The following is a 16,028-nucleotide window of genomic DNA, read 5'->3' as shown; positions in this document are numbered from 1 at the left end:
CATGGAAGATCCCAAGCCGCTACCTCAATTGCCCGCCACGGGCGCCGGCAAGATCGCAGCTGTCGCGTTGATGGTCTTCATGTTCGGGGGCCTGGTTTCCAATATCTGGTTCGCATCGGCAACCAGGGCGCTGCTGCCTCAGGCCGCGACCAAGGCCAGTATTCTGGACGGCAAGGTGTCGAAAGAACTTGCCGCACGCATGGCCAACACGCCGCTTGCTTCCGCTGCGGCTCGCACGCAGCGCGCGCTGAGCTGGCTGACGCTGCGCGACCTGGGGCCGCGCGTGCGGCAGGGCTGCCCTGGCTGGCTCTTCCTGCGCGACGAACTGAACGTGTATGCCGATGGCGATAGTCATCTGGACACGCGCGCTGCGACAGTCTCCGCCGTACAGCGCGCGCTGGCTCGGCATGGCATTGCGTTGCTCGTCGCCGTGGTGCCCGACAAGTCGCGCATCGAGCAGCAGCATCTGTGCAGCCTGTACCGCCCGGCCTCGCTGAATTCACGCCTGGACGATTGGCTATCGCGCCTGACCGCCGAAGGCGTGCCGGCCGTTGACCTGAGCGCGGCGCTGCGCAGTGTGCCGGGCGACGCATTTTTCCGCACCGACACGCACTGGACGCAGGACGGAGCCGGCGCCGCGGCGCGGACCGTGGCCAAGCGCATCCGCGCCATGGGCGTGCCTCTGGGTTCGAGCAAGGCCGGTTATCGGGTCGAAGACGAGCCTGCGGCGCGCCGGCCGGGCGACCTGGTACGCCTAGCCGGGCTGGACGACCTGCCGCCTTCCTGGCAGCCAGCGCCCGAGATCGTGGCCAGCCGCCGCTACATTCCAGTGGCCAAGGCGGCCTCCTCGGCTGACGATCTGTTCGGCGACGAAGACCTGCCGAATGTCGCGGTGATAGGCACTTCGTATTCAACCACGTCCGATTTCGTACCCCAGCTCGCGCTGGCATTGGGAACGGGCGTGGGAAATTTCGCGCGCGACGGCGGCAAGTTCGGCGGATCGGCGCAAGCCTATTTCACCAGTACTGCCTATGCCCAGACGCCGCCCAAGCTCATCGTGTGGGAATTGGACGAGCGGGATCTACAGTCGCCGCTGGAGGCCCAGGACGCTGTCACAGTGCCGAAATAGCGCAGTCGGACCTGACCATTATGCAATCGACTTCCACCAAGATCGGAAAGTGGCCGGAATTATTCGGCACAAATGCGCTGAGCGTAAAGCCGTGGTTTTCGTACTCCGTGATCGCCTCCCTGAAATCCACGGAATCCGCATAGGTTTTGACGATCGCCAGTTCACTCTGCAAGCCGAGGAATTCGCGCACGCTCTCCGAGGAACCTTTGACGACCTTGACGTCGTACCCCTGGGTATCCATTTTCAGGAAAGGCCTCGCAAATCCGTATTCAGCCTGGAGTCTGCGCAAAGCCGTCTCGAGACGCTCCGTTTGCACGGTAATGGTCTTACGGATGGCGTTCATCTCGGTGAACAGTTTGACGTCTTCATGGGAGGGGGTGCTCAGCGAACTGAATTGATCCGCCTGCATCACATTGAATTCGGCAGTTCCGTCCCGATCGGAAATCGCCAGTTCGCTGACAATCCATTTATCATCGCCCTCGGCACGCTTGCGCGCGAGGGCGGCTTGATCCGGGTTGGGTTCGAACGAAAAGATATACCCCTTGAACCCCGCCTGTTTTCTGAGCATCATGGCGTATTGACCTTGATTGGCACCAATGTCAAAAACGCAATCGACTTCCAGATACGCCAGAAGCCTTCTCAGGTGAGTCTGCTCCCATTTTGCATAGAGCCGCAGGGGATCGATAAATCCCTGTTTTATTCTAGCTATGCTCCGCACAATAGAGTTCAGCACTATTTTCCCTTTATTTTTCGTATCTCAGGCCGCGCTTTCCGGTTTCCTCAGCGCCTGAGGTAAGCCGACGGGCAAACGCAATACCCTTTAACTCGATGAAACGATAGCAGGCCCACGACAAGGCAATCGCCACGGGTAGCGGAGCCGCCATATAGATGTCGAGCGGTGCGCCCACCAGGCCGTGCACCAGGCAGAACCAGAACAGCAGATAGGCCGGAATCCCATGTAATAGATAGACCGAATAGCTGATTTCGCCGAGCCACACCAGAAAACGCACGCGTATCTTGAGCACTGTCGCAAACAATGCGAAAAGGCCCATACCCGTGATATAGCTGATCGACACGAACACATGCGCATCGTCGTGCCGATGCCAGTAGACCGCGGCCATCAGCAACGCAACGGCCGCGATCAGCGCAGCAAGCAGCGTGACCGCCGCGCGGTACGTGAGCGTCAGGCCCCATTTGCCTAGCCTGAATCCTATGCGCGCGGCGGGGGTAACATAAGCCTGCCGAAAACACGCGCCCCAGAACATGATGGCAAGGTGGTACAGCATGCCCTTGTACTGTCCAGGAGCGGCGTCCGGTATCACGTGCAGCATGGCGGCAATGACGAATGCGGCAAGCAATACGGCGCTCGTAAGCAGCAGGCCGCGCATCCGATGCAGCACGCCCAGCCAAAACAGCACGAGGCACAGCACATAAAAATACAGTTCGGTCTCTAGCGTCCAGTAAAGACCCATCACCTGTTGGGCGCCGAAAGCGGTCGGGATCATCGTCAAGTTCGCCACGAGACCCGCGCCGCTCAGATGATTTCCGAACAGCGTCCAATACACCAGATACCCAAGCGGCACCGACACCCAGAACGCCGGGTACAGCCGGAAGAAGCGGCGCACGAGAAACCGCCGCGTGCCGCCGCCAGGCTGGCCGCGCAGGCTGGTCGGGATCAACACGCCGCTGATGCAGAAGAACATCACCACGCCGATGCGGCCGAAATCCACGACCCGCTGGAGCGTGTCGAGCCATTGGTGCGCGCCGGCTATCGGCGCGTAGAGTTCCGCGTAGTGCGTCCACAGCACCAGCAACACAGCAAGCGCACGCATGGCATCAATGTGGCCGAGACGACCGGATTGCGCAGAGGTGGCCATGTCGGTCATCAGAGAGTACTGGGCGATCGCGGCACCATCGATTCAATGACCAAGTGTATCTCGCCCCCCCCCGATCCACTAGGAATAGTCTGATCAATAAGCGGGCCGAGCGGCTTGAATCGCATTGACGCGCCTGCGGGAGGATAGTGATGATGCCAATCATCGTCGTACGTCAATGCAGCCAGACAGCAGAATCGCGGCCGCCGCACCCGCCAACAAATCTCTAATGGCTTGCATGATCGAGGTCTAGAAAAAGAAGAAAAATTCAGGGCAGGCGAATCTAGGCCCGGGCCGCTCAACCAGGCGCACAAACCTAACCCAAACGCCGGAACCGGCAACACGCTGTATGCAAACATGCGTTTTAAAGCCGATAGAAATTCGTCGCCTTCACCGAAGCGGAGTCCAAGCCGACGTAAACGTTGAATTTTCCAGGCTCGACCACGCGCTTGATCTGCTGGTTGTAGAAAGCCAGATCGTCATCGGTAATGTCGAAGCTCACTTCGCGCGACTGGCCGGGCTTCAGATCGATGCGGCGAAAGCCTCGCAGCTCTTGTACCGGACGGCTGATCGACGCCACGGGCTGGTTCAGATAGAGCTGCACCACCGTCGCGCCTTCGCGATCACCCGTATTGGTAACGGTGACGCTGGCCTTGAGCATGCCGCCGGCCTTCATCGTAGGCGCCGACAGCTTAATGTCGGAAACGGAGAAATTCGTGTAACTCAGGCCGTAGCCGAAGGGATAGAGCGGACCGTTGGTGATGTCGAAGTAGCGCGAGGTGTACTTGTCGGGATGGGCCGGGTCGAAAGGCCGGCCAGTGGGCAGATGGTTGTAGTACAACGGGATCTGACCCACCGCTCGCGGAAAGGTCACGGGCAGCTTGCCCGAGGGATTCATGTCGCCGAACAGCACGTCGGCGATGGCGTTCCCGCCTTCGGTGCCGGAGAACCAGGTTTCGAGCATCGCGTCGGCATTCTCGGCTTCCCATGGCAGCGCCAGCGGACGGCCGTTCATCAACACGATGATCAGGGGCTTGCCGGTCGCCTTCAGGGCCTTGAGCAGGCGTTCCTGCACGGGCGGTATGGTGATGTCGCTGCGGCTGGACGCCTCGTGGGCCATGCCCTGCGACTCGCCTACCGCGGCCACGATAACGTCGGCCTGCCTGGCGGCATCGACGGCCTCCTTGACCATGTCCGCTTCGCTGCGCCCGTCGACCTGCACGTCGTTCTTGTACAGATTGAGGTACTTGACCATGTCGGGATCGTCGGTGATGTCCGAACCCTTGGCATAGATCAGGCGCACCTTGCCGCCCACGATGTTCTGGATGCCTTGCCGCAAGGTAATGGTCTGGGAAGCGCGACCGGCGCCGGCCCAATTGCCCATCATGTCGACCTGGTCGTCGGCCAGCGGGCCGACCAGGGCGATGGTGCCGGCCTTCTTCAGCGGCAGGACCGAGCCCTGGTTCTTGAGCAATACCAGGCTCTCGCGCGCCACCTCGCGCGCCGCGGGACGATGCAGGCGGCTCTCGGCGAAAGAGTCGGGCAAATCGTCCGCCGCCGTGCCGATGTTGCGGTAGGGGTCCTTGAAAAGACCCAGGTCGTACTTGACGCGCAGCACGTCGCGGCAGGCCCGATCAATGTCGGCCATGCCGATCTTGCCGCTCTTGAGCAAAGGCATGAGATTGGTGCCGTAAATCGTGTCGCTCATGCTCATGTCGGTACCCGCCTGGACAGCCTTGCGCGCGGCGTCCTCGCCGTCAGCGGCCACGCCGTGCTTGATCAGTTCCATGATCGCACCGTGATCGCTGATGGTAATGCCCTTGAAACCCCACTCTTTGCGCAGCACGTCCTGCAGCAGCCATTTGTCCGACGTGGCGGGTTCGCCGTTGACGCTGTTGAGGGCGATCATCACCGCGGCCGCTCCGGCGTCGATGGCCGCCTTGTAGGGCGGGAAATAATCCTGGTACATACGCTGCGGGCTCATGTCCACGGTGTTGTAGTCGCGCCCGCCCTCGACGGCGCCGTACAGGGCGAAGTGCTTGACCGTGGCCATGATGTGGCCCGGCTGGGAGGGGTCGTCGCCCTGATAGGCCTTCACCAGGGCGGCGCCGATCCTGGAAGTCAGGTACGTGTCTTCGCCGAAGCCCTCAGAATTTCGGCCCCAGCGCGGATCGCGCGAAATGTCGACCATGGGCGAATACGTCAGGTTCAAGCCGTCAGCGCTGGCTTCGATGGCCGAAATGCGCCCCATGGTGTGGACGGCGTCCAAGTCCCAGGTCGAAGCCAGCCCCAGCCCGACGGGAAATAGGGTGCGCTGCCCGTGAATGACATCGAACGAGAAGAACAAGGGAATCTTCAGGCGGCTGCGCATGGCCGCTTCCTGCAGCACGCGGATGTCGGGGCGGACAACCGTGTTGAAGATGCCGCCCACGCGACCGTCGCTGATCTCTTTCTCGAAGCCGGCTCGATCGGGATGCGCGCCCGCCTCCAGGCTGCGCAGGCGCAGCTGGCCTATTTTTTCCTGGACGGTCATGCGCTTCATGAGCTGGTCGATGAAGGCCTCGCGCTTGGCGATGAAGGCAGGCGAAGGCTGCGCGACGGCAAGGGGCGCCGCGGCAAACGCGCCAGCCAGACCGATCAACAAGACACCAAGCGTGTAGAGCCGGTTCATAGATGTGCAAGAAGAAAATGCGCGGACAAAGCCGGCGATTTAGGAAGCGCTTGCTCGGCCTTTACCGTCCGAGCGAGTGGCGCAGCAGCTTGAGTCCGCGGCGCATCACGGCCGAGTACAGTTCGGCCGTCTTCAAGGCCCAGTCGACGCGGCGTTCGTAGGGCTGGATCTTGATGGGAAAATACGGCGACAGCTTGCGCGCCACCTGCTGCAGGGGGATCTTAGTATTGCTCTGCACCAATGCGAATAACCCGTCGCTGTCCGGCGCGAATTGGCGGGCGACATCCCAGCTTTCCATATGCTTGGCGTACCAGACGCTCTCTCTGGCGTGCAGCGTCCGCTGCCCCGGCCGGCAGGCAGTATGGTAACGGTCCAACAGCCCGTCTTGCTCGGCGACGAGCCAGTAGAGCGTGTATTCGGTCCAGTCGAGCGTGTAATTGCTGAGCAGCACGCGCCGCCAATCCTGGCCGAACTGGGTCTCAAGACGGCGATGCAGATTCAGGCACAGGGTGCGCGACAGAATGGCCGGCGTCCACCACAGGCCGGTGCGCTCCAGATGCGGATCGATGCCGAGCAGCTTGGCCGAGGCCTGCCAGAAGGAGGGTTCGGCCGTGCGCGGCATGTAATGCGTCAAGGCCTTGCCGTCGACGATCAGCGTGTCCACCGACAGGGGATGCGTAGCGAAGCAGTCCGGATCGAACACCAGGAAAAACTCGGTATCGATCAAGGCCGGTGCATAGAGCTTGATGATCTGCTGGCGATGCCAGTTGCGAATCTGATGCCGCTGCGAAAACTCGGCGAAGATGCCCATGTGCAGGGACTCGTCGACGACCTCGATCGGAAAGTCGGACCAGGCCTTGGCATAGCCCTTGACCTCCTCGACTTCGTCGTGCGGCACGACCAGTACAAAGCGGGAGAAAAGGTCCGGCGATGCAAAATGGCGCAGCGACGAAAACAGGATGTCGCAGCGGCCGATATTGTCGGCATAGTGTCGGCCACTAGTTTTGAGAGGCAGGATCGCACTGATCTGGGGCATGGCACTCGGATTAGCGGTTCAAAAAGAGCCGGTAGAGAAACCCGGGAATGTAGACGTGGCGGTAAGTCATGGCGACGCCGATGAGTTTGCCGCCTGAATCCAGCACCTGGCTCTTCAGGTTTTGGATCATCGGCTTGCGCGTGACCTCGGCCCGAACCACCAGCACTACCGCGTCGACCACCGCGGAATTTTCAATACCGTTGAAAGACTGATTGGCCGAAGGCCCATGGACCAAAATGTATTCGTGATCCTTGCGCAACGCACCGAACAGCGTGGCCGCATGCTGCCATGAGGGTCCCTGCACCTCAAGCTTGGGCCGCGCAACCACGATATTGTGCCGGGCAACCCGATGGAAATCGATGTCCGGCACTGCCTCTGACCGGCTTGCGAACAGCGCATCGCCGCCCAATTCGACGTCCTGCCAATCTATCAACCCCTGATCGTTGATCTGGCCGTAAGCCGAGGCGTCCACGGACGCCTCCATATCGAGGATCACGATAGGAAGCGCGGAACGGCGCTCCAGCTCGACGGCCAGCCCCTGGATGACCCGATGCACGCCTTCGCTCTTGCCGGAGGCGAGCAGCATGACGACTTTGGAAGTCGCGTCCGAACTGCCGCGTATGACGGAAGCCATGCGACCGTAGACCGAATGCGCGATGCGGGAATTCAGTCCGCTGCGGGAACGGCGTGGGGGCGCGGATTCCGGCTTGGCGGGCGCCGCCCCACGCCGGGCCGCGAAATAGCCGATGGCGCGGCGCACGATGATGGGCGCGCTCAGCACGGGCAATAGCAGCGCGCGCTCGATCTGTTCGGGGCTGAGAAAGGTTTCGCGCAAGCTGGCCATCACCAGCACGGCAAGGATGGAGACCACCAGCGCGGCGACGATGCTCGCCACCATCAGCAAGCCCAGGGTCAGGCTGCGCTGCGTCGGCGGCAACGGCGCCTGGATGACGCGCACGTTGGTGCTATTGGCGTTGCTGGCCTGTTCCTGTTGGATGTCGGCCTGCTCGACGAGTTGATATCTCGTGCGATAGCTGTCTGCCAGAAGATCGCGGTCGGCCTGCATCTGACGCAGCCGATCGGATATGGCGATCAGATTTTGCGACTGGGCATGGGCCTGAGCGAGCTGGGCCTGCAGTTCCTTCTGGCGGGCGATTTCTCCGGAAATATTGATCCGCAGGCTGGTCAGCCTGTCCCTGACCGTATCGTAATAGCTGTTGTGACCATAACGCGTGGCGTTGGCCAGCTGCCGCTTCTGCTTCTCGATGTTCAGGCGCACAGCCGCGATCTGCTTGTCGAGCTGCTGCACGAAAGGCGAGCCGTCCATGTAGCGCGACGCCATGTCCGAACGGCGCGTCTCCAGCTGCATCAACGAGATCTGCATCGTGGCCAGCGCCTGCACGGCCTGGGTGTTGTCGGTAAACAGCATGATGGTCGGCTGCACGTCCTGGCTGGCGACCAGCATGGTCTGAAGCGAGCTGCGGTCCTGGACCAGCGCGGCATCGTTCTCCAGCTTGCGCTGGAGCAGCAGATTTTCCAGCGCCACGGCGCGGTTGATCTGGTCAGTAATGTTGACGATGCCATGCGCCTTCTGGAAGGCCAGCAGGTCGGCATTGGCCTTGTCTAGCTTGGCCCGAACGGCGTCGCGCTGCTCGGCCAGCATAGCGGCCCGGCCCGATGTGAAGATGGCCGCGCGCTGGCTGAAATAATTCTTCAGCAGCAGGGAAAGCACCCTGGCCGCCCGTTGCGGGTCGGCATCGTAGTAAGACAGCTTGATCGTATTGGAGACGTCGCTCTGTTCGAGATGGAAGTGGCTTTCAAAATCCTGCAACTTCTTGTCGAACTCCTTCGTGCTGGCGTTGGGACCGAGTTCGGCGTGGACCACCTCCCGGTGCAGTTCGGGACTGTTCAGGATCTGGGATTCGACGCTGTTCAGCTGGCCGACGCCGGGGGCCACCGGGATGCCCTTGACCTCGTTGGACTGGTCGTAATACCCGGCAAACAACACAAGCAGCGTCGCCTGAGCCTGGTACGGCGGGGGCCGCAGCAGCGCAACGATGATACCCAGCGCCGCGATGAACAGGAACACTGCGATGGCGATCCTGCGGTAATAGAAAAAAGTATTGAGGTAATCGCGGAAGCTCAGCCCGGCGAGTTCCCTACGGTCTTGCCTCGCTCTAGTGGAAATAACCATACGGGATTTAACTACCGGACTTTGGATTGTATTTCGCCGCATGCTCGGACTCATCTTCGCCGAACGCGGAGCATGGCATGGGCCATGACGTATACTGGAGGGGCATTTTATATAGATTGCAGCTAATTGTTGCGCTTTTTTCACGCCGTCTGACGGTAACCTGAGAGGTTGGCTGCGCATGCGCCCACCACGCGTTCCGATGATACTTCGCTTGGTCTGCGCACTGGCGCTGGTGCCGACCTGCCTGACCGGTTGTTCCACGACCTGGGTGGATGCGAAATATCAGCAGCCCGCCAACTTCTCCACCTGGGTGAACGCCGCCCCCGCGCAGTATCTCATCCAGCCCGGGGACGACGTCGCCATCACCCTACCCTTAAATTCCGAACTGAACCAGAATGGCCTTGTGGCGCCCGACGGCACATTTACCATGACGCTGGCCGGCGTGCTGCCGGCGGCCGGCCGCACGACCACCCAGTTCGCCGACATCATCGACAAGGCGTTGGCGGCCAACGACGTGGTCGCCAACGCGCACGCCTCAGTCCGAGTCGCGAAATACGGCGGCCATGTGTACGTGGACGGCCAGGTCGGAAAGCCAGGGGCGGTGCCGCTCAGCGCAGACATGACCGTGATCCAGGCCATCGCGGCCGCCAGCGGCATGAAAGATACGGCACGCAGCGACGAAGTCGTGCTGATCCGGCGCAGCCCGGTGGACGGACGCCCCATGCTGCGCACCATCGACATCGACGCGCTGACCCACACGGGCGATCCGAACCAGGCAGTGGTCCTGCAGGCCTCCGACACGATCTTCGTGCCGAAATCCTCGATCGCCGAGGTCGACCAGTGGGTGGACCAGCACCTGAACCAGGCCGTGCCTTTCAGCAAATCCGTGGGCTACAGCTATAACGTAAACCCTACCCACTAAAGACCCTCGACCGCCCCATCGCCATGAATCCCCGCGGCCAGGCGGAGAGCTTGCCCGAGACGGACCAGGCCTCCTCTCACGGCGAACTCGCCCCTGTTTTCTCGACCGCCCCGGCCAGGCCGCGCATCCTGTGGCTGCTGATTGCCGTGCTGCCTCTGTTCGGCCAGACTTTTCACTACATCAAGGCACTGATGCCGCTCTGGGCGCTGTCCAAAGCCTGGCCCATACTGTCGCTGCCGCTGGCCCTTCACCTGATGCGCCACCCCCGCTTCCCCATGAGCCGGCAAATGCTCCTGAGCTTCGCCTGGCTGCTGCTGCTGCCGAGCCTTGCTGCGATGTTCTACTTCCACGAGGGCTTTTTCACCAGCATCACGGCGCAGGTCAAGCTGCTGCCACTCCTGTATTTCTTCTCATTCCTGGCCCTGCTACTCATCTTGCAGCCGACCCTACATGAGCTGGAACGTGGCTTTCTCTTCTGGGGCGCCGTCGTGTCCGCCGCCCTGATCTTGCTTGCGATCGTGGTTCCGGACAGTTGGTATCAAGGCTCCTACGCGCTCAACGCCCAGCCATTCTTCTCCAGCGACAACCGTGGCCACCGCATGCGCATGTCGATGTACTTTCCCATCGTCATGCTGTTCTTCTGCTACCGCAGGGCATGGTTCGAGCGCAGCCTGCGCTATCTGCTGGGCATGCTCGTCGCCTTCGCCGTCACGGCCCTGATCGTCAAGACGCGCGCCATGATCATCGGCATCGTAGGCGTCGTGGCCTTGAACTCCATCGTCTGGGCACGGCCCCGGACCCGGCTGCTGCTGCTGGTGCTCGCTCCCGTCGCGCTGGCAGGTATATTCTCGGTCGGCTACCTGGCCACCATCTTCGATACCGGCGCCGACAGCGGCCTCGAAGTCAAGGTGATTACCATGCAGTTGGCGACCGGGTTCCTTGGCGACAGCCCGCTGCGCTGGCTCTTTGGCGTAGGTTCGATCAGCCCCACAAGCAGCGACAGCCTGATCGCCTACTTCAACCACGCCTTTTTCCTGTCCGACATTACCTGGCTGGGGATCATTTTCGAGTACGGCATCTGCGGCGCGCTGCTGTGGCTCTTTGTCGAGCTGCGCGGCCTGGCCTTCTACCGGCGCCTGCGGACCAAGGTCGAGGACGACTTCCTCGGCGCCCTGGCCGACTACATCATCTATGTTCTGCTGATTTCTCCGTTCTACCCGCTGACGCTCACGCCCGGCGAGACCACGGTCATACTCGCGATCTTCGTCTACGTATGGCATGCGGGGGGACTCGAACACAACGATATCGACTCACGGAGTCCGCATGCCCAAGCTCAGACGTCTTAGCCTGCGCATCCTGCTGGCGATGCTGCTCTGGTCGGGCGCGACCGCCGGCGTCGCGTGCGCGCAGAATACGCCCCTACCGGTGACCATCGTTGTGAACGCCGGGGCCAACCGCCATCCCATTAGCCCGCTGATCTACGGCCTGAATTTCGGCACGACCGAAACTCTGAAAGACTTGCGCGTAACGATCAACCGTTCCGGCGGCAACAGCGCCTCGACCTACAACTGGAAAATCGACGCCCGCAACGCGGGCGTCGACTGGTTCTTCGAAAGCCAGGCGGTCGATCCGAAAGCCATCTACGACCAGTTCAACGAGCGCTTCGTAGAGCTCACCCGCGCGGGGGGAGCCGTCCCCATGCTGACCATCCCGATGATCGGCAGGGTAGCCAAGCTAGGCAAGGACCGCGCGCGGCTCGCCAGCTTCTCCATCGCCAAGTACGGTCCGCAGCAAAACTTCGACGTCAATGGCCTGATCGATGCCGGCAACGGCGTCGGACTCGACGGCAAGTTCATCAAGAACGACCCGGACGACGCCTCGGTTCCTGACGATCCGCAAAGCCAGGAAGATCGGGTCAAGCAACTGGTCCGCAAGTTCGGCCACGCCGGCGGCGCGCGCTATTACCTGATGGATAACGAGCCCAGCCTTTGGCAACTCGCCCATCGCGATATCCACCCCATTGGGGCCCACGCCCGTGAAATTGCAAGCAAGGTGATCGCCTACTCCAAAGCCGTGAAGGCGGCGGATCCGAAGGCATTGATCGTAGCGCCGGAAGAATGGGGCTGGATGGGTTTTCACTACAGCGGCTTCGATACGCAATACATGCACGACCAGAAGAGCATGGCCTATGCGCCCGACAGGCAAACCGAAACCCAGGGCATGGATTACGTACCCTGGCTGCTCACGCAATGGAAGAAAGCCGGCCATCCCATCGATGTATTCAGCCTGCACTTCTACCCCCAAGGCGGGGAATACAACGATGCGGGCGAGCCCAACACGCCAGCCATCGCGCTGGCCCGCAATCGCTCCACGCGCGACCTGTGGGACCCCAACTACAAGGACCCCAACTGGATCAACAGCGTGGTGGATCTGATCCCGACGATGCGCAAATGGGTCGATACCTACTACTATCCCGGCACGCCGATCGCGCTCACGGAATACAACTGGGGCGGCGAAAATCTCATGAACGGAGCCACGGCCCAGGCCGATCTGCTCGGCATTTTCGGCCGGGAGGGGCTGGATATCGCCACGCGCTGGGGCACCATCGATCCGTCCATGCCGGTCTATAAAGCCATCAAGCTCTACCGCAACTACGACGGCCACGGTTCGGCGTTCGGCACCACCAGCGTCGCCGACACGGCACCCGACCCGGACCAGGTCTCGTCATTCGCGGCGCTGCGCGACCATGATCACGTCATGACCATCATGGTCATCAACAAGCAGCTCGACCAATCAGCCGATACGACGATCGCAGTCGACAACTTTCCGGGCAAGGGCAAGGCCGAGACCTGGCAGCTCGCGGACAACGCCATAGCTCGCCTGCAAGACACCGACTATGCCAACAGCCAGCTGCACACTATGCTGCCGCCGCAAAGCGTGACCCTCTTCGTCCTACACGACACGGCGCATAAATGAGCAGACGGCAAGACGGGCAGAGCCCCGACTCGCCCCCGGCACAAAATCGCTCCATGATCCGGGGCGCGCTGGCCAGCCTGAGCGTGCGCCTGCTCGACCTGCCGAGCCGCTACGGCTTTCACCTGCTGGTTGCGGTCGCGCTGGGCGTGGTCGACACCGGGCGCTTCTACATCGTGTATAGCATGACGGTGGCGCTGGCCGGTTTCGGCCGCCTGGGCCTGGACATGGCGCTGACCCGGCAGATCGCGATGGACATGGCTTCGGATCGACCCGCCGCCGTACGCCCCGTGATCCGGCGCGGACTGATATTGGTTCTGGTGGCTTCCACCTGCGTCTCGGTGCTGCTCGCGGCGGGTGCCTCGCTTTTTGCCGTCCACGTGCTCAAAAAAAGCGAGCTGGCCGTGCCGCTGGCCCTGGGCGCGCTCACCCTCATTCCGCAGAATCTGGGCGCGGCATTGGCTGGCGCCCTGGCCGGACTGCAGCGCGTAAGCCGGAGCCAAATGATCTATTCCTGGCTCTGGCCGGCCATCTTCTGCGTCGCGGCCATTCCACTAAGCCTGGCGCACCTGCTCACGGTCAACAACACCCTGATCCTAACCGCCGCGAGCTTCGCCGTGGCCGCGCTCGTCGGCGCCGTTCTGCTCCAGCGCGCCTTGCCCGAGGCGCGCGCCGAACAACCCGCAACGGGGGTGCCGGCGCTACTCAAGCCGGGGCTGTCCTTCTTCTCGCTGGAAGTGACCAAGCTGCTCCTGACCTCCGCGCCCGCCATCGTGCTCGGCATCGTTGCCACGGACCGGGACGCCGGCTTGTTCGCCCTGACCTGGCGCATGGCCTTGGCCATCAATATGCTAATCAGCGGCGTGGCTGGCATGGCCGTGCCCAGGTTCGCCGAGCTGTACACGCGCGGCAACGCGCAAGCACTGGAAAAGAACGCGGCCCAGGCCATCGGCCTGGTAGTGTGCCTGGCGCTGCCGGCCGCTGCCCTCCTGCTGATCTTCCCCACCCATTTGCTGGCCCTGTTCGGCCATGGCTACGATCAGGGCGCAGCTACGCTGCGCTTGCTCACGATCGGCCAATTCGTGGCTGCCTGCTTCACCGCCATGCCCGAAATGCTGGGCATGACATCGCATATGAATGCGCTGTATCGAATCAATATCGCCACCCTGGCCGTGCTGCTCGTGGGACTGGCGGGACTGGCTCCGCTGTACGGTAGCGCGGGGGCTGCGCTGGCGACTTTGCTCGCGCTTGCCGTGAACGGCACCGCCTCGGCCTGGATGGCGCGCCGACTGCTGGGCGTGGCGCCGCATGCCTGGCTATGGCGTGAAGCGCTCGGCCATCTGCGCCGCCGCAACCCGCGCGGAGATGGAACCGCATCATGAATCGAGTCTCTTTCGCAGCAGCCATCCTCATCATCGTGCAGGCCTGCATGGGCCGCGCCGGGGCCGCACCCAGCATGGACCCGCCGCGCTATGACACCGATCTCTATTGCATGCTGCGCTCCCATACGGAGAACGGCTTCTCGGATGCCGCCCAATCGCAATGCCTGATAGGGCAGCGCACGGCCTATGACGCCATCCGACGCCGATGGGAGCAGACACCCGAAGCAATACAGGACGGCTGCAACGCATACACCCGTGCTGAGCATCCGCAGGACTACGTGACGCTGCTCGGTTGCATCGAGTCACAAAAGCGCAACGTCCCGCCAGCGCCAGACGGCAACTCGTCGCAATAAATCCGCCCACTCATCGCAGTACGATGGCAGGCTGCGCCCGCCTGTTTCGGAATCTCTTCGATGTCCCACGCCTTCTCCAGACCCACCGCGGCCAGCGCCTTCTGCGGCCAGGCCATGTACCAGGCCTGCGTGCCGGTTTTCATCCGCGGGCTGCGCGCACTGGCCGGGCAGGTGCAGCGCGCCAGCGACACGTCCAAGCTGTCGGCCGAGCGGCTGAGCGGCGTGCCCGTCGGAAAGATGGACTATCTGGGTGCGGCAGCCGAAACCCACGTGACCCGATGACCCTGAATACCTCCGTCACGCAGCACCGCCTGGGACGGGTGCTGTTCGCCTTGGCCATGGGCGGCTTTGCCATCGGCACCACCGAATTCGCCACCATGAGCCTGCTGCCCTATTTCGCACAGGGCCTGGGCATCGACGCGCCGACGGCCGGCCACGTCATCAGCGCCTATGCCTTGGGCGTAGTGGTGGGCGCGCCCATCCTGGCGGTGCTGGGTGCGCGCATGCCGCGCCGCAAGCTGCTCGTTTTGCTGATGGCCCTGTTCGCCCTGGGCAACGGCCTGAGCGGTCTGGCGCCCACCTACCACTGGATGCTGCTGTTCCGCTTCATTGCCGGCCTGCCGCACGGGGCCTACTTCGGCTTCGCCGCGCTGGTGGCGACCTCGCTGGTGCCGGATAACCGCCGCACCTGGGCCGTGGGCCGCATGTTCCTGGGGCTGACCTGCGCCACCATCCTGGGGGTGCCCCTGTCCAACTGGTTGGGACAGGCCCTGGGCTGGCGCTGGAGCTTCGGCCTGGTGGCCCTGCTCGGGCTGGCCACCATGCTGTTGGTGCGCCTGTGGGCTCCGCCCTCTCCCGTCGACCCGCAGGCCAGCCCGCTGCGCGAACTGAGCGCCCTGGCACGCGGCCAGGTATGGCTGACATTGGGCATAGGCGCCATCGGCTTCGGCGGCCTGTTCGCCGTATATACCTATCTGGCCGATACGCTGCACGATGTCACGCGGGTTTCGCCCGAAGCGACGCCGCTGGTGCTCAGCGTGCTGGGCATAGGCCTGACGGCAGGCAATCTTTTCATTCCGTATTTCGCCGACCGGGCGCTCATGCGCACCGCGGGCGCCATGCTCCTGTGGAGCGCGTTCGCGCTGGCGCTCTTTCCGTTCATGGCGGGCAATGTGTGGACGATCTCGCTGTCGGTCTTCATGATCGGCCTGGGCGGCGCGCTGGGTACGGTGCTGCAGACCCGCCTCATGGACGTGGCCCAGGACGCACAGGGCCTGGCCGCCGCGCTCAATCATTCGGCCTTCAACACCGCCAATGCTTTGGGTCCCTTCCTGGGCGGCTTGGCCATTGCGGGCGGCCACGGCTGGACATCCACCGGCTGGGTGGGATGCGGCCTGGCGCTGGGCGGCTTTGCCCTGTGGACAGTATCGGTCGCCGTCGACCGCCATAGCGGTTCGCGGCCCTGCGCGGCCTGAGCCTGCCGCGACAAGAGGC

General features: G+C 62.7%; 13 protein-coding genes. 8 read left to right on the top strand and 5 right to left on the bottom strand.

Annotated features, from left to right (window positions below; translation table 11 throughout):
- Position 1 precedes the first annotated feature (1 nt).
- Entirely contained in the window at positions 2-1,129 is a 1,128-nt protein-coding gene (locus tag H143_RS0108280; RefSeq protein ID WP_019937767.1) for a hypothetical protein, read from the top strand.
- Here H143_RS0108280 and H143_RS0108275 read toward each other — a convergent pair.
- From H143_RS0108275 to H143_RS0108255, 5 genes are all read right to left on the bottom strand, one after another.
- Positions 1,113-1,862: an FkbM family methyltransferase gene (locus tag H143_RS0108275; RefSeq protein WP_019937766.1), complete on the bottom strand. Its 750-nt coding sequence runs from the start codon at positions 1,860-1,862 to the stop codon at positions 1,113-1,115. The two genes, H143_RS0108280 and H143_RS0108275, sit on opposite strands and share 17 nt — an antisense overlap.
- A gap of 10 nt (positions 1,863-1,872) precedes the next feature.
- Entirely contained in the window at positions 1,873-3,006 is a 1,134-nt protein-coding gene (locus tag H143_RS20250; protein ID WP_051094472.1) for an acyltransferase, read from the bottom strand.
- Positions 3,007-3,367: 361 nt separating this feature from the next.
- Positions 3,368-5,674: a beta-glucosidase BglX gene (gene bglX, locus H143_RS0108265; protein WP_019937764.1), complete on the bottom strand. Its 2,307-nt coding sequence runs from the start codon at positions 5,672-5,674 to the stop codon at positions 3,368-3,370.
- Positions 5,675-5,735: 61 nt separating this feature from the next.
- Positions 5,736-6,710 carry a DUF6492 family protein gene (locus H143_RS0108260; protein WP_019937763.1) on the bottom strand — a complete coding sequence of 325 codons (975 nt, stop codon included), beginning with the start codon at positions 6,708-6,710 and terminating at the stop codon, positions 5,736-5,738.
- A gap of 10 nt (positions 6,711-6,720) precedes the next feature.
- The gene (locus tag H143_RS0108255) at positions 6,721-8,799 is read right to left on the bottom strand and encodes a hypothetical protein (RefSeq protein WP_019937762.1); all 2,079 of its coding nucleotides are present in this window, start codon (positions 8,797-8,799) and stop codon (positions 6,721-6,723) included.
- Positions 8,800-9,103: 304 nt separating this feature from the next.
- Between H143_RS0108255 and H143_RS20245 the strand changes: the two genes are divergently transcribed.
- The 7 genes from H143_RS20245 to H143_RS0108220 are packed head-to-tail and all read left to right on the top strand — an operon-like array spanning position 9,104 to position 16,009.
- Positions 9,104-9,826, top strand: coding sequence for a polysaccharide biosynthesis/export family protein (locus tag H143_RS20245; RefSeq protein ID WP_019937761.1), 723 nt, complete (start codon positions 9,104-9,106; stop codon positions 9,824-9,826).
- Between the two features lie 23 nt (positions 9,827-9,849).
- Positions 9,850-11,172 carry a hypothetical protein gene (locus tag H143_RS0108245; protein WP_019937760.1) on the top strand — a complete coding sequence of 441 codons (1,323 nt, stop codon included), beginning with the start codon at positions 9,850-9,852 and terminating at the stop codon, positions 11,170-11,172.
- Entirely contained in the window at positions 11,150-12,802 is a 1,653-nt protein-coding gene (locus H143_RS0108240) for a glycoside hydrolase family 44 protein (RefSeq protein WP_019937759.1), read from the top strand. The genes H143_RS0108245 and H143_RS0108240 overlap by 23 nt, the downstream gene beginning before the upstream one ends.
- On the top strand, positions 12,799-14,181 hold the full coding sequence (locus tag H143_RS0108235) for a lipopolysaccharide biosynthesis protein (protein WP_155803353.1): 1,383 nt from the start codon (positions 12,799-12,801) through the stop codon (positions 14,179-14,181). Before H143_RS0108240 ends, H143_RS0108235 begins: the two co-directional genes overlap by 4 nt.
- Positions 14,178-14,534 (top strand): hypothetical protein, encoded by a 357-nt coding sequence (locus H143_RS0108230; protein ID WP_019937757.1) that lies wholly within the window; start codon positions 14,178-14,180, stop codon positions 14,532-14,534. The genes H143_RS0108235 and H143_RS0108230 overlap by 4 nt, the downstream gene beginning before the upstream one ends.
- Before the next feature lie 60 nt (positions 14,535-14,594).
- Complete coding sequence (locus H143_RS22930) at positions 14,595-14,816, top strand: hypothetical protein (RefSeq protein WP_019937756.1); 222 nt, start codon at positions 14,595-14,597, stop codon at positions 14,814-14,816.
- Positions 14,813-16,009: an MFS transporter gene (locus H143_RS0108220; RefSeq protein ID WP_019937755.1), complete on the top strand. Its 1,197-nt coding sequence runs from the start codon at positions 14,813-14,815 to the stop codon at positions 16,007-16,009. Before H143_RS22930 ends, H143_RS0108220 begins: the two co-directional genes overlap by 4 nt.
- The last annotated feature ends 19 nt before the right edge of the window (positions 16,010-16,028 follow it).

The sequence above is a fragment of the Bordetella sp. FB-8 genome (genome assembly GCF_000382185.1).
Lineage (GTDB): Bacteria > Pseudomonadota > Gammaproteobacteria > Burkholderiales > Burkholderiaceae_B > Bordetella.
This window is presented reverse-complemented; position numbering and strand designations above follow the sequence as displayed.